The organism is Dietzia sp. WMMA184 (assembly GCF_002441635.1).
Classification (GTDB): domain Bacteria; phylum Actinomycetota; class Actinomycetes; order Mycobacteriales; family Mycobacteriaceae; genus Dietzia; species Dietzia kunjamensis.
In genome coordinates, this window is record NZ_NXEI01000001.1 from 1125369 (window position 1) to 1148144 (window position 22776).

General features: G+C 72.0%; 20 protein-coding genes. 5 read left to right on the forward strand and 15 right to left on the reverse strand.

Translation table 11 applies throughout. The features are described from left to right. Positions 1-18 precede the first annotated feature (18 nt). Genes CK206_RS20265 through CK206_RS05200 form a run of 3 tightly spaced genes read right to left on the reverse strand, consistent with a single transcriptional unit; the run spans position 19 to position 3185 of the window. Positions 19-642, reverse strand: a complete 624-nt coding sequence (locus CK206_RS20265; protein WP_254050485.1) for an MFS transporter — start codon at positions 640-642, stop codon at positions 19-21. Continuing rightward, positions 591-2411, reverse strand: a complete 1821-nt coding sequence (locus CK206_RS05195; RefSeq protein ID WP_096905776.1) for an FAD-binding dehydrogenase — start codon at positions 2409-2411, stop codon at positions 591-593. Before CK206_RS05195 ends, CK206_RS20265 begins: the two co-directional genes overlap by 52 nt. 18 nt (positions 2412-2429) lie before the next feature. Continuing rightward, positions 2430-3185 carry an AAA family ATPase gene (locus CK206_RS05200; protein ID WP_096905777.1) on the reverse strand — a complete coding sequence of 252 codons (756 nt, stop codon included), beginning with the start codon at positions 3183-3185 and terminating at the stop codon, positions 2430-2432. A 37-nt stretch (positions 3186-3222) separates the two neighbouring features. Between CK206_RS05200 and CK206_RS05205 the strand changes: the two genes are divergently transcribed. The 3 genes from CK206_RS05205 to CK206_RS05215 are packed head-to-tail and all read left to right on the forward strand — an operon-like array spanning position 3223 to position 5582. Beyond that, positions 3223-4041: an MBL fold metallo-hydrolase gene (locus CK206_RS05205; protein ID WP_096905778.1), complete on the forward strand. Its 819-nt coding sequence runs from the start codon at positions 3223-3225 to the stop codon at positions 4039-4041. After that, positions 4042-4935, forward strand: coding sequence for a Sir2 family NAD-dependent protein deacetylase (locus tag CK206_RS05210; protein WP_096905779.1), 894 nt, complete (start codon positions 4042-4044; stop codon positions 4933-4935). 23 nt (positions 4936-4958) lie between these two features. Further along, on the forward strand, positions 4959-5582 hold the full coding sequence (locus CK206_RS05215) for a carbonic anhydrase (protein ID WP_096905780.1): 624 nt from the start codon (positions 4959-4961) through the stop codon (positions 5580-5582). 39 nt (positions 5583-5621) lie between these two features. Here the strand turns inward: CK206_RS05215 and proB are convergent, their stop codons facing one another. From proB to CK206_RS05275, 12 genes are all read right to left on the reverse strand, one after another. Continuing rightward, the gene (proB, locus tag CK206_RS05220; protein WP_096905781.1) at positions 5622-6737 is read right to left on the reverse strand and encodes a glutamate 5-kinase; all 1116 of its coding nucleotides are present in this window, start codon (positions 6735-6737) and stop codon (positions 5622-5624) included. After that, positions 6734-8194, reverse strand: a complete 1461-nt coding sequence (gene obgE, locus CK206_RS05225) for a GTPase ObgE (protein ID WP_067719726.1) — start codon at positions 8192-8194, stop codon at positions 6734-6736. Before obgE ends, proB begins: the two co-directional genes overlap by 4 nt. Positions 8195-8325: 131 nt before the next feature. Next, complete coding sequence (rpmA, locus tag CK206_RS05230; protein ID WP_096905782.1) at positions 8326-8589, reverse strand: 50S ribosomal protein L27; 264 nt, start codon at positions 8587-8589, stop codon at positions 8326-8328. A 69-nt stretch (positions 8590-8658) separates the two neighbouring features. After that, entirely contained in the window at positions 8659-8964 is a 306-nt protein-coding gene (gene rplU, locus CK206_RS05235; RefSeq protein ID WP_067719729.1) for a 50S ribosomal protein L21, read from the reverse strand. 242 nt (positions 8965-9206) lie between these two features. After that, a complete protein-coding gene (locus CK206_RS05240) occupies positions 9207-12965 on the reverse strand; it encodes an Rne/Rng family ribonuclease (RefSeq protein WP_096905783.1) in 3759 nt (1252 codons plus the stop codon). A gap of 328 nt (positions 12966-13293) precedes the next feature. Continuing rightward, positions 13294-13704, reverse strand: coding sequence for a nucleoside-diphosphate kinase (ndk, locus tag CK206_RS05245; protein WP_067719736.1), 411 nt, complete (start codon positions 13702-13704; stop codon positions 13294-13296). 47 nt (positions 13705-13751) lie between these two features. Continuing rightward, positions 13752-14165: a DUF4233 domain-containing protein gene (locus tag CK206_RS05250; protein ID WP_067719739.1), complete on the reverse strand. Its 414-nt coding sequence runs from the start codon at positions 14163-14165 to the stop codon at positions 13752-13754. Further along, entirely contained in the window at positions 14162-15760 is a 1599-nt protein-coding gene (locus tag CK206_RS05255; RefSeq protein WP_173674770.1) for a folylpolyglutamate synthase/dihydrofolate synthase family protein, read from the reverse strand. The genes CK206_RS05250 and CK206_RS05255 overlap by 4 nt, the downstream gene beginning before the upstream one ends. Further along, on the reverse strand, positions 15757-18468 hold the full coding sequence (locus CK206_RS05260) for a valine--tRNA ligase (RefSeq protein ID WP_067719741.1): 2712 nt from the start codon (positions 18466-18468) through the stop codon (positions 15757-15759). Before CK206_RS05260 ends, CK206_RS05255 begins: the two co-directional genes overlap by 4 nt. Before the next feature lie 64 nt (positions 18469-18532). Further along, positions 18533-19540 carry a malate dehydrogenase gene (locus CK206_RS05265; RefSeq protein ID WP_067719743.1) on the reverse strand — a complete coding sequence of 336 codons (1008 nt, stop codon included), beginning with the start codon at positions 19538-19540 and terminating at the stop codon, positions 18533-18535. A 114-nt stretch (positions 19541-19654) separates the two neighbouring features. After that, positions 19655-20284: a 3-oxoacid CoA-transferase subunit B gene (locus CK206_RS05270; RefSeq protein WP_067719746.1), complete on the reverse strand. Its 630-nt coding sequence runs from the start codon at positions 20282-20284 to the stop codon at positions 19655-19657. Positions 20285-20287: 3 nt separating this feature from the next. Beyond that, a complete protein-coding gene (locus CK206_RS05275) occupies positions 20288-21040 on the reverse strand; it encodes a CoA transferase subunit A (RefSeq protein WP_067719751.1) in 753 nt (250 codons plus the stop codon). A gap of 110 nt (positions 21041-21150) precedes the next feature. On the opposite strand from CK206_RS05275, the gene pcaD reads away from it, so the two are divergent. Both pcaD and CK206_RS05285 read left to right on the forward strand, forming a co-directional pair. Next, positions 21151-21942, forward strand: coding sequence for a 3-oxoadipate enol-lactonase (gene pcaD, locus CK206_RS05280; protein ID WP_096905784.1), 792 nt, complete (start codon positions 21151-21153; stop codon positions 21940-21942). 35 nt (positions 21943-21977) lie between these two features. Then, complete coding sequence (locus CK206_RS05285) at positions 21978-22766, forward strand: IclR family transcriptional regulator (protein ID WP_096907296.1); 789 nt, start codon at positions 21978-21980, stop codon at positions 22764-22766. Positions 22767-22776 lie beyond the last annotated feature (10 nt).

A 22776-nucleotide genomic window follows, 5' to 3' on the forward strand; every position in this document is an offset into this window, starting at 1 on the left:
TCAGGCCGCTGGCACCGATCAGGACGTAGGCCGCCGGGACAGCGAGCTCCGGCAGGTCCGTGCGGTCGAGGACGTCGGAGGCGTAGGTGAAGTAGATGATGACGACGGCGAAGTAGACGACCGCAGGGCGATCAGCCCGACGCCCGTACCGGTGGTGATCATCGCCAGCGCCCTGGGCTGTTGTCGGGCGGTCACCGTCCGGGTGACGATGTCCGAGTACGGCGCCCAGACCCAGCCGCCCGCGCTGCCGGCCAGAACCGCGCCCACGGCGAGCAGCCACGGCGACTGGGCGGTCACCACGATGGCGGCACCGAGCGCGCCGCAGACCCCGCCCACGGTGGTCGGTGCGCGCGGTCCACGCCGGGCCGTCAGGGGTCCCGCGAGCAGCAGGCCGGCCAGGTAGCCGACGAACGTGGCGCTGGCGACGAGCCCGAGCACCAGCTCCGGCAGACCGAGGTCCCGGCGGATGTCGGGCAGGGTGAGCCCGTAGACGTACCGCGCCATGCCGAAGGCGACGCCGACGACCGCCGCGCCGGCGATACCGATCCTCGCCGCGGAGAGCGTGCGCTCCTCGCGGCCGCCCGCGCCGATCAGACCTCCCGCGCCATCGCCCGGCCCGCCTTGAGCCCGGAGAAGATGCACCCGCCGAGGAACGTCCCCTCCAGCGAGTTGTACCCGTGCACGCCGCCGCCGCCGAAGCCGGCGACCTCGCCCGCCGCGTACAGGCCCGGGAAGGGCTCGCCGCCGGGGGTCAGGCACTGGGAGTCGAGGGTCGTCTCGATGCCGCCGAGCGTCTTGCGGGTCATGAGGTGCACCTTGACCGCGATGAGCGGGCCGCCGGAGCCGGCCGCCGAGCCCGTGCCCTGCCCCGAGTCCCTGAGCAGCCGGTGCGGCTTGGCCATCCGGGTGAGCTTGTCGGTGAGGACGCGCCGGGCGTTGTGGATGGCCTGCACCTGCGCGTCCTTGGCGAACGGGTTGTCCATCTGGCCGTCCATGGCCAGGACGAACTCGCGCACCCTCTCCACGTCGAGCTCCGGCTCCCCGTCGCGCAGCAGTGAGTTCATGCCGGCGACCATCTCCTCGAGGGTGTCCGCGACCACCCAGTCGACGCCCTTCTCGGCGAACTCGGCGATCGACGGCGGCAGTCCGCTGCCGGCCTTGGAGGCGAACTTCCTGATGCTCTTGTCCGTCAGCTCGGGGTTCTGCTCGGACCCGGAGAGGATGAACTCCTTGCCGGCGATGGCGGAGTCGAGGATGAACCAGGAGTAGTCCCGGCCGGTGCGGCGGATGGCCTCGATGGACGCTGTGGTGTGGAACCCCGGGAACAGCGGTACCGGCATCCGGTCGCCGTTCGCGTCCAGCCACAGGGTGGACGGCCCGGGGATGATGCGGATCGCGTGCGAGGGCCACACGGGCGCGTAGTGCTCGACGCCCTCGGTGTAGTGCCACATCCTGTCCCGGTTGATGAGGTTGGCCCCGGCCACCGCGGAGATCTCCAGGATCCGGCCGTCCACGTGCTCGGGCACCCCCAGGATCAGGCGCTCGGGAGCGTCGCCGAGCCGGTCCGCGGGCCAGTACCGACGAACGAGGTCGGGGTTGCCGCCGATACCGCCGGAGGCGAGGAGCACCGCCCCGGCCCGGAACTCGAACGCGCCGGTCTCCTCGCGCGGGGAGGCCACACCCCGGTCGTGGTCGCAGGGCACGAGGGTCGCTCCTCGCACGCCGACGGCGCGACCGTCCTCGACCACGATCTCGTCGACCCGGTGACGTACGGCGAAGCGCACGAGCCCGGCCCGGGCGGCCTCCAGGACGGGTTCCTCGAACACCCGCACCACCTCGGGCCCGGTCCCCCAGGTCACGTGGAAGCGCGGGACGGAGTTGCCGTGCCCGGCCACGTCGCCGCCGCCGCGCTCGGCCCAGCCGACGGTGGGGATGATCCGCAGGCCCAGGTCGTGGAGGTACCGCCGCTTCTCCCCCGCGGCGAACTCGACATAGGCACGCGCCCACTGCCGCGGCCAGTGGTCCTCCGGCCGGTCGAAGCCGGCGGAGCCGAGCCAGTCCCGCCACGCCAACTCGAGCGAATCGGAAATCCCGATCCGCTTCTGCTCGGGTGTGTCGACCAAAAAGAGGCCGCCCAGCGACCAGAACGCCTGACCGCCGAGGTTCTTCTCGTTCTCCTGGTCCACCACGAGCACCTTCTTGCCCGCGCGGGTCGCCTCGTGGGTGGCGACCAGTCCGGACAGACCGTGCCCCACGACGATCACGTCCGGGGTGAAGCCCGGCTCCGGCGCGGGAAGCGGTCCGGTGTTGGCCGCCCGTGACGCCGACGGCGGCTGCCACTCCGGGTAGACGGGGTGGACGGGCCGGGCCTCGCCGGTGGTGCGGTGCGATCGGGACTCAGAGCGGCTCATGCGCCCCAGTGTGCCCGGTCACTCCAGCAGGTGGCGCAGATACCGTTCCGGCGCGTCGAGATAGCGCCGGTGGTCGACCATCGCCAGATCCTCCCACCGGGTGCGGTGCATCCCGGCGTCGGAGAGCTCGTACACCGCGGCGCCGGGCACCGAAGCGAGGATCGGCGAGTGGGTGGCCATGAGCACCTGCGCCCCGCGCCGGTCGGCCAGCTCGAGCAGCAGGGCGACCAGTCGGAGTTGGGCGTCGAAGGACAGTCCGGCCTCGGGCTCGTCCAGCACGAACAACCCGCCGCCGGAGAACCGCGAGGTGGTGACGATGTCCCAGAACGCCTCACCGTGGCTGCGGGAGTGGAAGTCCTGCTCCGGGCCGGAGGACTGCAGGTAGGTGAACATGCCGTGCATGGTCTCGGCGCGCAGGAAGTAGCCCCACTTCGGCGCGCCCCCGCCCCGGACCAGCCGCAGTGAGTCGTGCAGCGGGGACTCCGACTCCCAGGTGACGTCACGGCCATTGACCGACCCGCCCTCGGCGCCGAGCCCGTACGCCATGGCGACGGCCTCGACGATCGTCGACTTGCCGGCGCCGTTCTCCCCCACGAGCACGGTGAGGTCGTCGAGTTCGAGTCCCTCGCGCAACAGCTGGGCCACCGCCGGGATCGAGTACGGCCACCGCCCCGCCCCGGCCGACACGGGCTCGGCCCGCTCGTCCACGCCCCCGTCGCGCTGCCGCTCGACGCGTACCACCGGTCGTGGATCGAGCACTCCACCTGCGGCCATGCCACGCACCCTACCGTCGGTCGGTACCGTTTCTCCCATGCGGATCCACCAGCTCAACTGCGGCACGATGGGGGGCCTCGTTCCGACGCGCGTGCTGCTCGTGGAGGCCCCGGACGGGCTCGTGCTGGTGGATTCCGGGATCGGGTTGCAGGACATCGCCGACCCGGCCGGCCGCCTCGGGGCGATGCGTCACGCGCTGCGCCCGGCGCTGCGCACCGGCGAGACCGCCGTCCACCGCATCGAGGCGCTGGGCCTGGATCCGCGGGACGTGCGGCACATCGTGCTGACCCACATGGACGTCGACCACATCGGTGGGCTCGCCGACTTCCCGCAGGCGCAGGTGCACGTCGCCGCCCAGGCGCTGACGTGGGCGGTGCGCACGCCGCGGTTCGTCGAGCGCCGCCGGTACCGCCGCCCCCAGTGGTCGCACGGGCCGCGGTTCGTCGAGTACTCCTACGGGACCGACCGGTGGGAAGGCTTCCGGGTGCACCCCCTGGACGACGTCGCCGAGGGGATGATGCTGGTGGACCTGCCGGGCCACGCGGTGGGTCACGCCGGGGTGTTGGTGCCCGGCGGCGGCCGCACCGGTGGTGTCGGGGACCACGACCGCGTCCACGGCAACGACGACGACGACGACAAAGACCTCCTCCACGCCGGGGACGCCTTCTACCACCGGGGGCAGATCGGTCAGACGGGTCGCGTGCCGCGGTCGATCCCCGTCCTGGAACGCGCCCTGGCCCTGGAACCGGGCGCGGTGTCCCTGACGCACGCCAGGCTCGCCGGGTTGGCCCGGCGTCGCCACGACACCCTCGACGTGGTGTGCGCGCACGACCCCTCGGGGCCCGGGGGCCTCTAGATGGTCAGGATCCGTGAGACCGCCTGGACGCCGGCCGAGCGCACGGAGGCGGACCCGGACCTGCCCGACCGCGCGGCCGCACTCGCCGAACTCCTCCGGGGCCGGCGGGCGGTGGTGCTCACCGGCGCCGGCATCTCGACCCCGTCGGGCATCCCCGACTACCGCGGGCCCGATTCGCCCGGCCGGACCCCGATGACGTTTCAACAGTTCGTGGGCGACCCCGCGTTCCGTCGGCACTACTGGGCGCGCAACCACCTCGGGTGGCGGCACATGGAGGCCGCGCGGCCCAACGCGGCGCACCTCCTGCTCGCCGACTGGGAGCGGCGCGGCCTCGTCACCGGGGTGATCACCCAGAACGTGGACCTGCTGCACCTCAAGGCGGGCAACCGCCGGCTCGTGGACCTGCACGGGACCTACGCCGTGGTCATCTGCCTGGACTGCGGCCTGCGACAGAGCCGGTGGGCGCTGCACGAACAGCTCGAACGCCTCAACCCCGGCTTCATCGAACGCGTGACCTCCCGCGGGGCGATCGAGGTGGCGCCGGATGCCGACGCCGTCCTGGCCGAGACCTCGGACTTCCGCATGGTCGATTGTCGGGCCTGCTCGGGAGTCCTCAAACCGGACATCGTCTACTTCGGCGAGAACGTCCCCGCGCATCGCGTGCAGGAGGCCAACGCGCTCGTCGACGGGTCGGACCTCGTCGTCGTCGTCGGCTCCTCCCTGACCGTCCGCTCCGGATACCGGTTCGTACGGCGTGCGGTGACCACCGGCACGCCCGTCGCGGTGGTCAACCGCGGCCGCACCCGCGCGCACGACGAGGCCACCCTGACGATCGACGGCGACTGCGTGGAGGTCCTCGAGCTGACAGATGCGGCCCTGCCGCACCACGGGTGAGCGTCGAGGAGCAAAATAGGGCCATGCAGATCGCAAAGACACCGGGGACCGCACTGGCCCGACTACTCCGCGGCAACGCCCGCTACGTGGCCGGGGAGAACCTCAACGAGCACAAAGACCCCTCTCGGCGCACCGAGCTCGCCTGCCAGCAGAATCCGTTCGCGCAGGTGTTCGGCTGCGCGGACTCCCGCGTCCCCGCCGAGGTCGTCTTCGACCAGGGGCTCGGCGACCTGTTCGTGATCCGCAACGCCGGCCACATCGTGGACTCGTCGGTGCTCGGGTCGATCGAGTTCGGGATCGAGGCCCTGAACATCCCGCTGACCCTGGTCCTGGGACACACCTCGTGCGGCGCGGTGGGCGCCACGATCACCGCCATCGACACGCACTCCACCCCGTCCGGGTACCTGCGCGACGTGGTCGAGCGGATCTCGCCGGCCGTGTTCGAGGCGCGGCGCGACCCGGACGCCGGGTACGACGACGTGGTGGTGGAGAACGTCCGCCACACCGTCACCGCGATCCGGCAGAAGTCGGCCGCCGTCGACCGCGCGATCACCGAGGGCCGCACCGCGATCGTCGGCGCGATCTACAACCTCGAGGAGGGGACCGTCACCCCGGTCCACACCGAGGGGACCGTCACGGAAGGCTGAGCGCGGGCCGACCGGGGTCGGTGGTCGGACCAGCGCTGGTCAGACCGGGACGAGGTCGTCGGCGTGCACCAACGGGCGCCCCTGACCGGAGCCGGTGCCGCCCGCCGCCCGGTCGACCAGCCGGGCGCGGACCTCGACCGAGTCGTACTGGGCGATCCCGCGGGCGACCACCCGGCCGTCGACGTCGTGCATCTCGATGACGTCGCCGAAGTGGAACAGCCCGTCCACCCCGGTCACCCCGGCCAGTAGCAGGGAGCGTCGCGAGCCGGTCACCGCTCGGACCGCTCCGTCGTCCAGCAGGACCGCCCCGCGGGCGTCCGCGGCGTGCCGGACCCAGAAGCGCCGGGCGGTCATCCGCTCGGGCCGGGCCGCGAAGACCGTGCCCACCGTCGGGTCGGCGGCGAGGGCCTGCGGCGCCAGCTCCGCGGCCGTGAGCAGGACCGGGATGCCCGCGTCCGCGGCCAGACGGGCTGCGGCGAGCTTGGAGGCCATGCCGCCGGTCCCCAGGGCACCGCCGGCACCGGCGATCACGCCGTCGAGGTCGCCCTCGCCGCCGACCATGGTCACCGCGCTGGCCCCGCCCTTGCGCGGGTCGGAGTCGTACAGGGCGTCGACGTCCGAGAGCAGGATGAGGGCGTCGGCGCTGATGAGGTGCGCGACCAACGCGGCGAGCCGGTCGTTGTCACCGAACCGGATCTCGTTGGTGGCCACGGTGTCGTTCTCGTTGATCACCGGCACCGCGTGCAGGGTGCGCAGGCGGTCGAGGGTCCGCTGGGCGTTGGCGGCGCTGTCCCGCCGCCCGATGTCGGCGGCCGTGAGCAGCACCTGGCCCACCACCCGGTCGAAGCGGGCGAACGAGTCGCCCCACGCGCGCGCCAGCTCGAGCTGTCCGACGCTGGCCGCGGCCTGCTTCGCGGACAGGGTGCCGGGGCGGGTGGTCATCCCCAGTGGCGCCATGCCGGCGCCGATCGCACCGGAGGAGACGACGAAGACGTCCGACCCCGCGGCCATCCGCGACTGGCAGACGTCGGCGAGTGCGTCGAGTTCGGCCCGCCGGATCCCGCCGTGGAAACTGGTGATGGCCGACGAGCCGATCTTAACCACCACGCGGCGGGCCGCGCCGATACGACGGCGCAACTCCCGCTCCGTGGTCACTCCAGGATCTCCTCGTCCGGGTCGATCAGGCCGCGGCGCACCCGCTTGCGGTACTTGCGCTCGGTGGCGCCGATCCGCTCGTCGGACTCCAGCCGGATGTCGGTCCCACGCCCGGTGCGCATGAGGTCGACGCCGGCCGGGGTCTGCGGCTCCCACTCGAACGAGACGTCACCGATGGTGACGGTGCAGCCCTCCGTGGCGCCGGCCTTGATGAGCGCCTCCTCGACCCCGATCCGGGCCAGCCGGTCGGCGAGGAAGCCCACGGCCTCGTCGTTGTCGAACTCGGTCTGACGGATCCACCGCTCCGGCTTGGCCCCGGTGACGATGAACGCGCCGCGGTCGGCGGGATCCGGGCGGACGCGGAACTCCTCGACGTCCACCGCCTTGGGGCGGATGACGATCCGCTCGGGCGCGGCGGGCGGGTTGGCCTTACGGTGCGCCTTGATCAGCTCGTACAGGCCGTACCGCAGCTCGTCCAACCCCTTGTGGGCCACCGCGGAGATCGCATAGACCGGCCACCCCTTTGCCTCGAAGTGCTCGCGCACCATCTCCGCCATGTCGGCGGCGTCGGGCACGTCGATCTTGTTGAGCACGACCACGCGGGGGCGGTCTGCCAGGTCGCCGATCCCGGCGTCGGTGAGTTCGGACCGGTAGGCGGCGAGCTCGGCCTCGAGGGCGTCCACGTCGGAGATCGGGTCCCGGTCGGACTCGAGGTTCGCGCAGTCCACCACGTGGGCCAGCACGGCGGTGCGCTCGATGTGACGCAGGAAGTCCAGACCCAGGCCCCGGCCCTCGCTGGCACCGGGGATGAGGCCGGGAACGTCGGCGATGGTGAAGGTGTCGTCGCCGACCGAGACCACGCCGAGGTTGGGTGCCAGGGTGGTGAAGGGGTAGTCGGCGATCTTGGGCTTGGCCGCCGAGAGCACCGAGACCAGGGAGGACTTCCCGGCGGACGGGAAGCCCACCAGTCCGACGTCGGCCATGGACTTGAGCTCGAGCGTGAGATCGCGGACCTCGCCGGGCTCGCCGAGCAGCGCGAAGCCGGGGGCCTTGCGGGCCCGGGAGGCCAGGGCGGCGTTGCCCAGCCCGCCCTTGCCACCTTCGGCGGCGACGAAGCGGGTGCCGACGCCGGTGAGGTCGGCCAGCACCTCGCCGTCCTCGTCGAGCACGACGGTGCCGGGCGGTACCGACAGTACGAGGTCGGCGCCCTGGGCACCGTTACGGTTGGCGCCCATACCCGGCTGGCCCCGGCCCGCGCGGGCGTGGGGCCGGAAGTGGAAGTCGAGCAGGGTGTGGACCTGGGGGTCCACGACGAGGACGACGTCGCCGCCGTGCCCGCCGTTACCGCCGTCGGGGCCGCCGAGGGGCTTGAACTTCTCGCGGTGCACCGAGGTGCAGCCGCGGCCGCCGTCCCCCGCCGCGAGGTGGAGCACTACGCGGTCGATGAATCTCGACATGGTGGGGACTCCTCCGGGTGACGGGCGATGACGGGCGGGGTGGTGCAAATACTCTCGGGGGCCGGGTGTGGGGTCTTGACGACCCCGCCCGGCCCCCGAGGGCTGTTCATGAAAGTGGTCGGCTGGGAGACTCAGGCCTCGACGCCGGCCGGCACGATGTTCACGGTCTTGCGACCGCGCTTGGTGCCGAACTCCACCGCGCCGGCGGAGAGGGCGAACAGGGTGTCGTCGCCACCACGGCCGACGTTGACGCCCGGGTGGAACTTGGTGCCGCGCTGGCGCACCAGGATCTCACCGGCGTTGACCTCCTGGCCGCCGAACCGCTTGACGCCGAGGCGCTGTGCGTTGGAGTCACGACCGTTACGGGTGCTGGATGCGCCCTTCTTACTTGCCATGTCCGAGTCCCTCCTTCAGGGAGCACGCCCGAGGGCGCTGAGCTGGTGGCCTGAGCGGCCGGAGATGGATTACTTGATACCGGTGATCTTGACGACCGTCAGCTTCTGACGGTGGCCCTGACGCTTGTGGTACCCGGTCTTGTTCTTGAACTTGTGGATCCGGATCTTCGGTCCCTTGGTCTGCTCGACGATCTCGCCGGAGACGGTGACCTTGGCCAGGGCGTCGGCGTCGGAGGTGACGGCCGAACCGTCGACCACGAGGATCGGGGACAGCGACACGGAGGTTCCGGCCTCGCCCTCGATCTTCTCGACCTTGACATGGTCCCCTTCGGCGACCTTGTACTGCTTGCCGCCGGTCTTGACGATCGCGTACATCGAGGGCTTCCCCTTGCTTCTCGGGTGTGCGGCCGCCTGGGGCGACCACACCTGGTGTGCGGTGTTCTCTCTTGCTCGCCGACTCGCGTCGGTCGAGGGTCGCGGGCCCCGGAACCGTTCCCGGTCCCGTCGCGCGACTCCTCGCGCCACGACGTAGCGCCGCGACGAGCGACCTGTCAAGGTTACGGTCCGGCGGCACAGCAGGTCAAACCGACCGTGCCGCCGGCCCGCGGCCGGGTGCGTCAGTCGCCAGCGGGGGCGGTCGTCGTCCTGGTGGCACGTCGCCTCGCGGGCCGCGTGCGCGGCTCGGCGACCACCGAGGTGGGCGCTTCCGCCAGGGGCGCGGCCTCGACCTTCGCCACCGGATCGGCCGGTGCGGCCTGCGGCGCGGTGTCGGTCCCGGCGGCGCCAGCCTCGCGGCGGGTGGACCGCCGGCGGGGGCGGCGCCCGCCCGGGGCCTGACCCGTGAGCCCGGTATCCGGACCCGCCGTGTCCGGACCCGCAGTGTCGGGACCCGGGGTGGAGACCTGCTCCACGACGGTCTCCGCCTCGGCGACCACGGCGGCCTCGGACTGCGGGGAGTCGGTCACCTCGGCCGCGGCTGCGTCCTCGGCCGCGGTCGTCGGCGCCGGAGCACTGCTCGTGGCCCGCCTCGCTGCCCGGCGGCGACGCGCCGGCCGCGTGGTCCCGGCGGCGTCCGCCGAGTCGGGCTCGGCGGTCCCCGGCGTCGGCTCGGCGGTCTGCTCCGCGGCGGGAGCGGCCGGTGCCTCCGCCGCGGGCGCGGTCACGACCTCGGGGGCGGTGGCCCCCCGGGCGCCGGCGTCCGCTCTCCCGGCTGCCCGGGTCTCGGGCGCCGCGTCACGGCCCTGGTCGGTGTCACGGCCCCCGTCGGTGCGGGTGTCACCCTGGGCGTTCGGCTCGGCGCCGCTGTCGGCGTCTGCCTCGGTGTGCTGCCGTGAGATCGCGAGCGCGGCCGGGTGCGCGGCCGGCGCGGGGCCGTCCTTGCGCGCGGCCTGCTTGGGCGCGGGCGCCTCGGACTCCCCCGAGCCCTTGCCGTTGCCACCCTTGCGACGGCCGCGGCGGCCACCGGGCTCGTCGGCGTTGTGCGACTCGGTGTGCAGGGGGTCCGCGTGCACGATCAGCCCGCGGCCCTGGCAGTGCTCGCACGGGGTGGAGAACGCCTCGACCAGCCCGGTACCGAGCTTCTTGCGGGTGAGCTGCACCAGCCCCAGTGACGTGACCTCGGAGACCTGGTGGCGGGTGCGGTCGCGCCCCAGCGCCTCGGTGAGGCGCCGCAGCACGAGGTCGCGGTTGGACTCGAGCACCATGTCGATGAAGTCGATGATCACCATCCCGCCGACGTCGCGCAGGCGCAGCTGGCGGACGATCTCCTCCGCGGCCTCGAGGTTGTTCTTGGTGACGGTCTCCTCGAGGTTGCCGCCGGAGCCGGTGTACTTGCCGGTGTTGACGTCGATGACGGTCATCGCCTCGGTGCGGTCGATCACCAGCGAGCCGCCGGAGGGCAGCCACACCTTGCGGTCGAGCGCCTTGGCCAGCTGCTCGTCCACACGGTAGGTGGCGAACACGTCCACATCCGGGTTGTCGTACCGCTCCACGCGCTCCGTCATCTCGGGCGCGACCCGCGAGACGTAGTCGTGCACCGTGTCCCAGGATGTCTCGCCCTGGATGACGAGCTTGGAGAAGTCCTCGTTGAACAGGTCGCGGACGACCTTGACCAGCAGGTCCGGCTCCTCGTACAGCGCCACGGGCGTGCCGGCCCCGGAGCCGGTGCGCTTGGCGGCCGCCTCCGAGATCTCGGTCCACTGGGCGGCCAGGCGCTCGACGTCGCGGCCGATCTCCTCCGCGCTGACGCCCTCGGCGGCGGTGCGGATGATCACGCCGGAGCCCTCCGGCACGACCTCCTTGAGGATCGCCTTGAGGCGGCGACGCTCGGTGTCGGGCAACTTGCGCGAGATGCCGGTGGAGTTGCCGTCCGGCACGTACACGAGGAAGCGCCCGGCCAGCGAGATCTGCGTGGACAGGCGGGCACCCTTCTGCCCGATCGGGTCCTTGGTGACCTGCACCAGCACCATGTCGCCGGACTTGAGCGCCTGCTCGATCCGCCGGGCCTTGCCACCGAGCCCGGCGGCCTCCCAGTTGACCTCGCCGGCGTACAGGACGCCGTTGCGGCCGCGCCCGATGTCGACGAACGCCGCCTCCATGCTGGGCAGCACGTTCTGCACACGGCCGAGGTAGACGTTGCCGACCATCGAACGCGCCGATTCGGTGGTGACGAAATGCTCCACGAGGACCTTGTCCTCGAGCACGCCCACCTGGGTCATGACGCCCTTGCCGTCGCCGCGCTGCTTCTCGCGGACCACCATGACGCGGTCCACGGCCTCGCGGCGGGCGAGGAACTCGGACTCGGAGAGGATCGGCTGGCGACGACGACCGGCCTCGCGGCCGTCGCGGCGGCGCTGGCGCTTGGCCTCGAGCCGCGTGGAGCCGGTGATGCCCTGGACCTCGTCGGACGACGTACCCGAGCCCTGTCCCCCGCGTCCGGAGCGACGGCGGGCCTCGCGTTCGTGGACCTCGGTCTGGGGCGGGTCATCGTTGGACGTCTGGGTGTCGTCGGAGCCGGAGCTCCCACTGCGACGACGACGACGGCGACGGCGCCTCGAACCCGACGGACCGTTCCCCGAGTCGTCCGAATCGTCACCGTCGGCGTCACCCGGACCGGACTGCCCGTCGGAGTCGTCGGCGGACCGGTCGTCGGTCTCGGCGGCGGAATCGGGACGGGCGTCGGAGCTCCCGTCATCGCTGCCGGAGGTCTCGTCCGGGGCGTCGTCGCGCTGGTCGCTGTCGCGCTGGTCTCCGTCGTCCGACGACTCGGTCCCGGTGTTCTCGCCGTTCTGGTCGTCGCCGGCCTCGCCGCGACCGCGCCCACGCCCACGACGGCCCCGACGGCGACGACGGGCCCCGCCGTCACCGGAGTCGGACTGGTCCGTGGCGCGGCCGTCGTCGGATCCCTGCTCCTGCCCGTCCTGCTCGACCTGCGCGTCCTCGGCGGGAGGGGTGGGGGCGGTGTCGGGGGCGGTCTCGGTGCGGGCCCGGCCCTGGGTCTGGCCCTGGGTCTGGCCCTGGCCGCGGCGGCCGCGGGGCTCGTCGCCCGAACGGGTGTCCGCCTGCGTCTGCGCGGGAGCCTCGTCGGGCGAGAGGAACAGTGGAGAGAACGACGGGGTCGCGGTGGACCGACGCCGACGGTTGCCCGACTCCTCCGACCCCACCTCGCCGGTGACGATCGCGATCTCGGGCAGCGCCGGGCGGTTCCGACCGCTCGTCCCGCCTCCCCCGGTCCCTGCGGACTCGTCCGCGGAGCCCTGCACGGACTTCTTCCCGGTCCTCGTGCCGGACTTCTCCGCGGACCTGGAGGCGGACTTCTCGGCGTCCGTGGCCTTCTCGGCGGTCTTCTCGGCTGTGGTCTTGCGCGCCGGGCTCTTCCTGCCGGACGCCTTCTTCGCGGGAGCGGTCTCCGTCGCCGACTCTGCAGCAGGCGCCTCGGCCGGCGTCTCGGCCGGCATCGTCTCAGCGGCGGTCGGCTCAGCCGACGCCGGGTCGGCGGGCACCTCTGCGGTGGGGGTCTTCCCGGCGGTCTTCCCGGCGGGCGCCTTGGCCGCCCTCTTGGCGGCGGCCTTCTTCGCCGGGGCCTTCCGGGCGGGGGCGTCGGTCGCGGACGCCTCGGCCGCCGGCGCCTGGGCACCGGTGTCCCCTGCCGGCGCGACACCGGACGCCGTCCCCGTGTCCTGCCCGCGGCTGGTGAACCAGTCGAACAGCACCTGCCTGGTCACCCCGGACTGGGCGCTCTTGATCTCCACGCCGATCCCGGCCATGGCGGTCAGGAATTCCCTGCTGCTCATGCCCACGGCCCTGGCGGCCGCGTGCGCGCGCATCCTCTCGGGAAGCGCGTTGATGTCGTCGATTGTCAGGTTCGGATCCGACACGTGTCTCCTCCGGCCGGACTCCGGGCGCGATCACGTCACCGGATACCGGTGACCCACGCCGCCGCACGGGGTCGGGCGTCTTCTTGTCTGGGCCCCACCGGGGTGGGGCGACGTCTTGTGGTCCGCGGCACCGGGACGAACCGGGCCACGGGTGGCGGGCGCCCGTTCCGGGGCGGACTGGTGGTCCACTCGCCAGGATGGGCTTCGACCATTCTCCCACACCCGCCGCCGAAACGTCGTCGCCCGGCACCACCGAACGCAAACGCGCCCGCCGGGCCTCAGGGCCGACGGGCGCGCGCAGCTCGATCACTGCGGGAGGACGGGGGATCTACAGACCGGGGAACCAGAGCGCGATCTCACTGGCGGCGGACTCCTCGGAGTCCGAGCCGTGGACGAGGTTGAACTGGGTCTCGAGACCGAAGTCGCCACGGATGGAGCCGGGCGCGGCCTTCTCCACCGGGTCGGTGCCCCCGGCGAGCTGACGCCACGCGGCGATCGCCCGGGGCCCCTCGAGCACGCCGGCGACGACGGGACCGGAGGTGATGAACTCGAGCAGGTCCCCGTAGAACGGACGCTCGGAGTGCTCGGCGTAGTGCTCGGCCGCCGTCTCCCGGGACACCTGACGCATGTCCATGGCGACGATCTTGAGGCCCTTGGCCTCGATACGGGCCAGGATGGTCCCGGTCAGCGCGCGCTCGACACCGTCGGGCTTGATGAGGAAGAAAGTTCTCTCGGTCACGAGGGCGATCCTACAAGCCCGGTGTCCACGCCGACCGTCCGGAGCCGTCAGTCGTGCTGGCTGGGCAGATAGCCACCGGCCATCCGGCGGGTCAGGTCCCGGCGCAGGTACAGGATGTACGCCCAGACCGCGGCGAACATCAGGCCGCAGACCCCCATCGACCAGTGCACGGCCCAGCCGGCGACGGCCAGACCCGCGAGCGTGAGGTTCAGCGGGATCGCCCAGGGCTTGCGCTGGAGTCCACTGGCCACGAGCATCGCGACCGCGAGGAGGCTGACGAACCACACCTTCCACGGCTGGAAGTGGGCGCCGCCGTCGAGCCGGGCGATGACCGTCAGCACCAGACCGATCACGATCGCCTCGAGCACGAGGGTGCCGGCCATGATGCCCCGCAGCCCCTTCCACGGGTCCACCGAGGGCTCGTGCGCGGCGCCCCGGGGGCCGGGGGTCGGGTCGGTCACTGTGCGTCCTTTCCGAACAGGCTGCGGGCGGCCCCGGCGGTCACCACGGAACCCGTGATGAGCACGCCGACGCCCGAGACGTCGTCGTCCGCGGTCGGATCCGGGACCCCGACCAGGTCGAGGGCCGCGCTGACCGCGTCGGGCAGGGTGTCCACCACGTGGACGCGCTGGGCGGTGAACCGTTCCTCGGCGATGCGTGCGAGGTCGCCCGGGTCCATCGCGCGAGATGAGGCGGCCCGGGTGACGACGACCTCCTCCACCACCGGCTCGAGTGCGGCGAGAAACGCGTCGGCGTCCTTGCCGTCGAGCATCGCGACCACGGCGACCAGCCGCTTGAAGTCGAACTCCGAGGTGACAGCCTCGGCGAGTGCGCGTCCTCCGTGCCCGTTGTGGGCGGCGTCCACCAGGACGGTGGGGCTGGAGCTGAGCCGCTCGAGGCGCCCGGGATTGTCGACCGCAGCGAAGCCGGCACGGATGAGTTCCGGGTCCAGGGCCCTGTCCGGGCCCGCGCCGAAGAACGCCTCGACGGCCGCGAGCGCGGTCGCGGCGTTCTCGGCCTGGTGCTCCCCGAACAGCGGGAGGAACACCTCGGGGTACTCGCCACCGAGGCCTCGCAGGGTGAGCTGCTGGCCGCCGACGGCGACCCGCCGCTCGACCACGTCGAACTCCGAACCGAGGCGGGCGACGACCGCGCCCACCTCCACGGCGCGACGCAACAGGACGTCCATGACCTCGGGCTCCTGGCGCCCGATCACGGCGATCGGGTCCCGCGGCAGCAGATCGTCCTCCGGGCCCGGCTGGATGATCCCGGCCTTCTCCCCCGCGATCGTCGCGAGGTCCTCGCCCAGGTAGTCGGTGTGGTCCAGGCCGACGGGGGTGATCACGGCGACGGCGGGCCGGACCACGTTCGTGGCGTCCCACGTCCCGCCCATCCCCGTCTCCACGACCGCCACCTCGACCGGTGCGTCGGCGAACGCGGCGAACGCCATCGCGGTCAGCACCTCGAAGTAGCTCATGCGTGGGCCGCCGGCCTCCTCGGACCGCTGGTCGACGAGCTCGAGATAGGGCTGGAGTTCGCGGTAGGTGTCCACGAAGGTGCGGGCGGTGACCGGCTCCCCGTCGAGCGCGATGCGCTCGGTGACGCTCTGAAGGTGGGGGCTGGAGTTGCGTCCGGTGCGCTGGTGCAGGGCCCGCAGCAGCGCGTCGACCATCCGCGTGACCGATGTCTTGCCGTTGGTGCCCGCCACGTGGACCACGGGGTACGCGTGTTGCGGGTCGCCGAGCACGGACATCAGCTCGGCGATCCGGTCCAGGCTCGGCTCGAGCCGGGACTCCGGCCAGCGGGTCGTCAGTTCCTCCTCGACCGCGGCCAGGTCGGCCGCGTCGGCCTGCCATTCGGGGCTGCCGACCTCGGGGACCGGGCGCGGCGGCAGGTGATCGTCGCCGTCGCCGTCCTCGTCACCCGGGATCGGACCACCGAGCGGGACGCCCGAGACGAGGCCGTCCTCGCCGAGCATCTCGGCGACGTCCTCCTCGGTCGGGGTGTCCCACCCCTCGCTCGGGTCGTGCGGTGGGAGCCACTGTCGATCGCTCACGCGGGGTCACTTCCTACCGGCATCGACTCGAGCCGGGCGGTGATCCGGGCGACCTCGGCCTCGGCGAGGTCGCGGCGACCGCGGATCTTGTCGACGACGTGGTCGGGCGCCTTGCCCAGGAACGCCTCGTTGCCGAGTTTGGCACCGGTGGTCTCGAGTTCCTTGCGGGCGGCGACGAGATCCTTCTCCAACCGGCGTCGCTCGGCGGCGAGGTCGATCGTCCCGGAGGTGTCGATCTCCACGTCCACCGTCGACAACCCGAGCCGGACCTCGAGCGAGGCCGTCGCGGTGAAGTCCTCGGCGGCCGGGGTCAGCCGGGCGAGTGCGCACACCTGGGCGAGCAGGTCCGCCGGCAGGTCGGCGGCGTCGACGCCGGAGATCCGTGCCGGCACCCGCTGACCGGGCTTGAGGCCCTGGTCGGAGCGGAACCGCCGGATCTCCGTGACGAGGGTCTGGGCGTCGGCCACGCGGCGGACCGGCTCCGTGGCGTCATCGGCCGGCGCCACGTCGGTGGGCCAGTCCGCGACCACCACGGACTCCCGCTCGGTCAGTGCCGTCCACAGCGTCTCCGTGACGAACGGGATGACCGGGTGCAGCATCCGCATGAGGACGTCCAACACGTGTCCGAGGACGAGTCTCGTGTTCTCGGCCCGCTCGGACGCGCGCGCGGCGTCGTCCGAACCGAACTGGACCTTCGCGAGCTCGAGGTACCAGTCGCACACCTCGTCCCAGGCGAAGTGGTACAGGGCCTCGCACGCCTTGGAGAACTCGTAGCGGTCCAGCGCGTCGTCGACGCCCACCCGCACCTCCCCGAGGCGATGCAGGATCCACCGGTCGGCGTCGGTGAGCGCGGACGCGGCGGGCAGCTCGCCCACCTTCGCCCCGTTCATCAGCGCGAAGCGGGTGGCGTTGAACAGCTTGGTGGCGAAGTTGCGCGACGCCTGGGCGGCGTCATCCCCGACCGACAGGTCGCCGCCCGGGCTGGCCCCGCGGGCCAGGGTGAAGCGCAGGGCGTCGGCGCCGAAGCGGTCCACCCAGTCGAGCGGGTCGATGCCGTTGCCCTTGGACTTGGACATCTTCTGGCCGTGCTCGTCGCGCACGAGGCCGTGGAGGAAGACGTCGGTGAACGGAACCTTCCCCGGAGCGGCCTTGTCGCCGGTGAGGGTCCGGCCCACGAAGGTGCCGAACATCATCATCCGCGCCACCCAGAAGAAGAGGATGTCGTACCCGGTGACCAGGACGGACGTCGGGTAGAACCGCTCGAGGTCGGCGGTGCGATCGGGCCAGCCCATGGTGGAGAACGGCCACAGTCCGGAGGAGAACCACGTGTCGAGCACGTCGGTGTCCTGGGTGTATCCGGCGGGCGGCTCCTCGCCTGGTCCCACGCAGACCACGTCGCCGTCGGGGCCGTACCAGATCGGGATGCGGTGACCCCACCACAGTTGGCGGGAGATGCACCAGTCGTGCATGTCGTCGACCCAGTCGAACCAGCGCGGTTCCTGGCTCGTCGGGTGGATCACCGTGTCACCGTCGCGCACGGCGTCCCCGGCCATCCTCGCCAGTTCCTCGACCCGCACCCACCACTGGAGCGACAGCCGCGGCTCGATCGGCTCGCCGGACCGTTCGGAGTGGCCCACCGAGTGCAGGTACGGACGCACCTCCTTGACGATGCGCCCCTGCTCGGCGAGGTCCTCCCGGACGGCCTTGCGGGCGTCGAAACGGTCCATGCCGTCGTAGCGGGTCCCGGTCCCGGTGATGTGGCCGGTGGCGTCCATGATCGTGGGCATCTCGAGGCCGTGACGCTGGCCGATCGCGAAGTCGTTGGGGTCGTGCGCGGGCGTGACCTTCACCGCGCCGGTCCCGAACTCGGGATCGACATAGTCGTCCGCGACCACTCGCATGGTCCACCCGTCCCGGAACGGGTGCGGGATCTCGGTGCCCACCAGGTGCGCGTAGCGCTCGTCGGAGGGATGGACGGCGATCGCGGTGTCACCGAGCATCGTCTCGAGCCGGGTCGTGGCCACGACCAGGTGCGGCTCGGAATCGTCCATCGAGCCGTAGCGGAAGCTCACCAGCTCGCCCTCGACGTCCGCGTACTTGACCTCGATGTCCGAGATCGCGGTCTGCAGGGTGGGCGACCAGTTGACCAGTCGCTCGGCGCGGTAGATCAGACCGCTGTCGTAGAGCTCCTTGAAGATGGTCTGCACCGCGCGCGACAGTCCGTCGTCGAGGGTGAACCGCTCACGCGACCAGTCGACACCGTCGCCGAGGCGACGCATCTGCTCCCCGATGGTCCCACCGGACTCGCGCTTCCATTCCCAGACCTTCTCGATGAACGCGTCGCGGCCGATCTCGTGGCGGTCGATCCCCTCGTCGCGGAGCTTGCGGTCCACGAGGGTCTGCGTGGCGATCCCGGCATGGTCCATGCCGGGCAGCCACAGGACCTCGAAGCCCTGCATGCGCTTGCGCCGCGTGAGCACGTCCATGAGGGTGTGGTCGAGCGCGTGGCCCATGTGCAGGCTGCCCGTGACGTTGGGCGGCGGCAACACCACCGAGTAGGCGGGCTTGTCGCTGGACGGATCGGCCTCGAAGTAGCCGGCCTCCACCCAGCGCTGGTACAGCCCGCCTTCCACCTCACCTGGGTTCCAGGAGGCGGGCAGGGCGTCCGCGCGGTCGGTGTTCGGGGAGGCAGAAGCTGGAGTCGTCACCCGACCATCCTAGGCCGTGGACGCCGGGGCCCGGCACACGCCGTCAGCCCCGGTGCACCCGAGGTCAGTCGGCCAGTCCCAGTCCGTGAACGGCGTCACGCTCCGAGACCAGCTCCGCCACCGACGCGTCGATGCGGGCTCGTTGGAAGTCCCCGATCGCCAGTCCTTCGACGACCTCCCACTCCGCGCCGCGGCTGCGGCAGGGCAACCCCGTCACCACACCCGGCACGGTGCCGTACTGCCCCTCCGACGGCAATGCGACCGTGGTCCAGCTCTCCCCACTGGTGCCGTGCACCCAGTCGCGCATCTGGTCGACCGCCGCGCCGGCGGCCGAGGCGGCCGACGACGATCCGCGCACCGAGATGATCTCGGCTCCCCGGTTCGCGACCCGTGGGATGAACGTGTCGGCCAACCACTCCTCGTCGAGCCCGGAGGTGACCGGCTCGCCTCGTCGCGTCAGGTACGACACGTCGGGGAACTGGGTGGCCGAGTGGTTGCCCCAGACCACCACCCCGTCCAGGTCGGCGACCGGCGCTCCCAGCCGGGTGGCGAGCTGGCTGAGCGCGCGGTTGTGGTCGAGCCGCATCAGGGCGGTGAAGCGACCGGCGGGGACGTCGGGCGCGTGTCGGTGGGCGATGTAGGCGTTGGTGTTGGCGGGGTTGCCCACCACCACCACCCGCACGTCGTCGGCGGCGTGGGCGTTGATGGCGCGGCCCTGTTCCCGGAAGATCGCCCCGTTGGCGGTGAGCAGGTCGGCGCGCTCCATCCCCTTGCCGCGCGGCCTGGCGCCCACCAGGAATGCCGCGTTGGCGCCGTCGAACGCGGTGTCCACGTCGTCGGTGATCTCGATCGACTCGACCAGCGGGAGAGCGCAGTCCTCGATCTCCATCGCGACGCCCTCCGCCGCGACCACGGCCGACGGGATGTCGAGCAGACGCAGGCGGACCGGGGTCCCGGGCCCGAACACCAGCCCGGAGGCGAGACGGAACAGCAACGAGTAGGCGATCTTTCCGGCGGCGCCGGTGACGGTCACGGTGGCCGGGGTGGCGGTGACCGGGGTAGAGGTGCTCATGTGGGACGGACCTTCCGGGGACGACGACGGGGTCGGTTCCCACAGTAGTGAGAATCCGACCCCGCCTCCCGCCTCCGCGGGCGGTGTACACCTGACGTCCACCCGAGCGTCGACTCAGGCGTGGATCTCGGCGCCCGTCTTCCGGCGGACCTCGTCGATGGTCACGTCCGGCGCCAGTTCGACGAGTCGGAAGCCCTCCGGCGCGATGTCGAGGACGCACAGGTCGGTGACGACCCGCTGGACGCAGCCCTTGCCCGTGTACGGGAGCGTGTTCTCCTGCATGAGCTTGAGGTCGCCCTTGCGGGTGACGTGGTCCATCATCACGATCACGCGGTCGGCGCCGTGGACGAGGTCCATCGCACCGCCCATGCCCTTGACCATGGCGCCGGGGACCATCCAGTTGGACAGGTCGCCGGACTGCGAGACCTGCATAGCGCCGAGGACGGCGACGTCGACGTGACCGCCGCGGATCATGGCGAAGGACTCCGACGACGAGAAGAACGCCGCCCCCGCCTCGGCGGTGATGGTCTCCTTGCCTGCGTTGATCATCTCGGGGTCGAGCTCGTCGTCCGTCGGGTACGGCCCGACGCCGAGGATGCCGTTCTCCGAGTGGAGGGTCACCTGCACACTCTCGGGAAGATATCCGGGGATGAGGGTGGGCATACCGATACCGAGGTTGACGTACTGGCCGTCGGTGAAATCCGCGGCGATGCGAGCCGCCATCTGCTCGTGGGTCCAGCTCATGGCTCAGGCCTCCCTGGTGGTGCGGATCTCGACGCCGGTCTCCTGGCGGCCGACCTCGACAATCCGTTGGACGAAGATGCCGGGGATGTGGACGTTGGCCGGGTCGATCCCGCCCGGCTCGACGACCTCCTCGGCCTGCACGATCGTGATCCGACCGGCCATGGCCACGTCCGGGTTGAAGTTGCGAGCCGTCCCACGGAACTGCAGGTTGCCCACGGTGTCGGCCCTGTGGGCGTGGACCAGGGCGAAGTCGGTGACGATCCCGCGCTCGAGGACGTACTGTTCGCCGTCGAAGACCCGGACCTCCTTGGGCTCGGACGCCTTGGCGACGCCCCCCTCGCCGTCATAACGCAGCGGCAGGCCCCCGTCGGCGACCATCGTGCCGACGCCGGCCGGGGTGTAGAAGGCGGGGATGCCGGCGCCTCCGGCCCGCATGCGCTCGGCGAGCGTGCCCTGCGGCGTGAGCTCCACCTCGAGCTCGCCGGAGAGGTACTGGCGGGCGAACTCCTTGTTGGCGCCGACATACGAGGCCGTGGTCCGGGTGATCCGGTGCGATTCCAGAAGCTTGCCCAGGCCGAAACCGTCGGTGCCGCAGTTGTTGCTCACCGTGCTCAGGTCGGTGGCGCCCTGCTCGAGGAGCGCGTCGATGAGGACGGCGGGGATGCCGACCAGACCGAACCCGCCCACGGCCAGGGAGGCACCGTCGGGGATGTCCGCGACCGCGTCCGCGGCCGACGAGAAGATCTTGTTGGTCATGTCACGAACCCTATCCGGTGTTCGCATCTTGTACAAGTGTTCGCCCTTCGCACGATCTCCGCGTATCGTGGTCCCGAACCGGAAACCAGACGCACGAGAGGACCGACACCATGCCCGCCACCCTGTCCCACGAGGTCAGCGGACCCCGGTCCGCCGACACCCCCGTCCTCGTCCTCCTCGGATCACTCGGGTCCGACCGTTCGATGTGGGACGCGCAGGTCCGGGACCTGTCCCGCGACCACACCGTGGTCGCGGTGGACCACCGGGGCCACGGCACGTCCGAGGTCGCCCCCGGGCCGTGCACGATCGCCGACCTGGCCGCCGACGTTCTGGCCCTGCTCGACTCGCTCGACGTCGACCGGTTCCACGTGGCCGGGTTGTCGCTCGGTGGCGCGGTGGCCCAGTGGCTCGCCGTCCACGAACCCACCCGCGTGCTCTCCACCGCCCTCCTGTGCACCGCCGCGAAGTTCGGTGAACCGTCCGGCTGGGCCGATCGCGCCGCCGCGGTCCGCGAGGGCGGGACGGCCGCGGTCGCCGACGCCGTCGTCGCACGGTGGATCACCGCCGCGCGGGCCGAGGCCGAGCCCGAGCTGGTCGCCGGGCTCCGTGAGATGGTCCTGGGCACCCCGGCCGAGGGATACGCCTCCTGCTGCGACGCGCTGGCCGGCTGGGACAACCGCGCCGAGCTGGGTCGGATCTCCTGCCCCACCCTCGTGCTCGCCGGGGAAGAAGACCCCTCCACTCCCCCGGAGGTACTGCGCGAGATCGCCGACGGGGTGCCCGGAGCGGACTTCGTCGTCGTCTCCCCGGCGGCCCACGTGCCCACCGTCGAGATCCCGGACCGCATCACCGACGTGCTCCGCCGACACCTCGACGCCGCACGGAACACGGGCGCGGCGTGACCCGCCCCGACGTAGTGTCGACCCCGGCCGGGTCCGTGGACGACGGCGGCGACCGCCCGGCCTCCCCCGACTTCGTCCAGTCGCTCGCGCGCGGCCTGGCGGTCATCCGGGCATTCGACGCCCGCCAGCCACGCCAGACCCTCAGTGACGTCGCGCGCAACACCGGACTGACCCGGGCGACCGCCCGCCGCTTCCTCCACACCCTCGTCGAACTGGGCTACGTGGACACGGCCGACTCTGTCTTCTGGCTCACCCCCCGGGTCCTCGACCTCGGGTACAGCTACCTGTCGGCGCTCCCGCTGACCGATCTCGCCCAACCGCACCTGGAGAAGCTCAGCTCGCGGCTCGGCGAATCCTCGTCCGTGGCGGTACTCGACGGCCCCGACATCGTCTACGTGGGGCGCGTCCAGGTGCGTCGCATCATGACCATCGGCATCACCATCGGAACCCGGTTCCCCGCCTACGCCACATCGATGGGGCGGGTCCTGCTCGCCTCGCTCCCCGCCGAGGACCTCGACGCCTACCTCGCCGCGACGGACCTGCGGGCGCTCACCCCCCACGGCCTCGCCGACGAGTCAGCGCTCCGCGCGGAGCTGGCGCGGGTGGCAGAGCGCGGGTGGTGCGTCGTCGACCAGGAACTCGAGCCCGGCCTGCGCTCGGTGGCCGCCCCGGTCCACGACCGCCACGGCGCGGTCAGCGCCGCCCTCAACGTCTCCACCCACGCCGCCCGCTACTCCCCCGACCAGCTCACAGGCGAGGTCATCCCCGAACTGCTGGCCACCGCCCGCGCACTGTCGGCCGACCTCGCCATCGTCAACCGCTGAACCCGAACTG

Coding starts and splice junctions, on each gene's coding strand:
- CK206_RS05205 (WP_096905778.1), top strand. CDS start 3,223: ATGCGGATCCACCAGCTCAACTGCGGCACGATGGGGGGCCTCGTTCCG.
- CK206_RS05195 (WP_096905776.1), bottom strand. CDS start 2,411: ATGAGCCGCTCTGAGTCCCGATCGCACCGCACCACCGGCGAGGCCCGG.
- rpmA (WP_096905782.1), bottom strand. CDS start 8,589: ATGGCAAGTAAGAAGGGCGCATCCAGCACCCGTAACGGTCGTGACTCC.
- CK206_RS05210 (WP_096905779.1), top strand. CDS start 4,042: ATGGTCAGGATCCGTGAGACCGCCTGGACGCCGGCCGAGCGCACGGAG.
- CK206_RS05270 (WP_067719746.1), bottom strand. CDS start 20,284: ATGAGCTGGACCCACGAGCAGATGGCGGCTCGCATCGCCGCGGATTTC.
- obgE (WP_067719726.1), bottom strand. CDS start 8,194: ATGTCGAGATTCATCGACCGCGTAGTGCTCCACCTCGCGGCGGGGGAC.
- rplU (WP_067719729.1), bottom strand. CDS start 8,964: ATGTACGCGATCGTCAAGACCGGCGGCAAGCAGTACAAGGTCGCCGAA.
- CK206_RS05275 (WP_067719751.1), bottom strand. CDS start 21,040: ATGACCAACAAGATCTTCTCGTCGGCCGCGGACGCGGTCGCGGACATC.
- CK206_RS05215 (WP_096905780.1), top strand. CDS start 4,959: ATGCAGATCGCAAAGACACCGGGGACCGCACTGGCCCGACTACTCCGC.
- pcaD (WP_096905784.1), top strand. CDS start 21,151: ATGCCCGCCACCCTGTCCCACGAGGTCAGCGGACCCCGGTCCGCCGAC.
- CK206_RS05265 (WP_067719743.1), bottom strand. CDS start 19,540: ATGAGCACCTCTACCCCGGTCACCGCCACCCCGGCCACCGTGACCGTC.
- CK206_RS05200 (WP_096905777.1), bottom strand. CDS start 3,185: ATGGCCGCAGGTGGAGTGCTCGATCCACGACCGGTGGTACGCGTCGAG.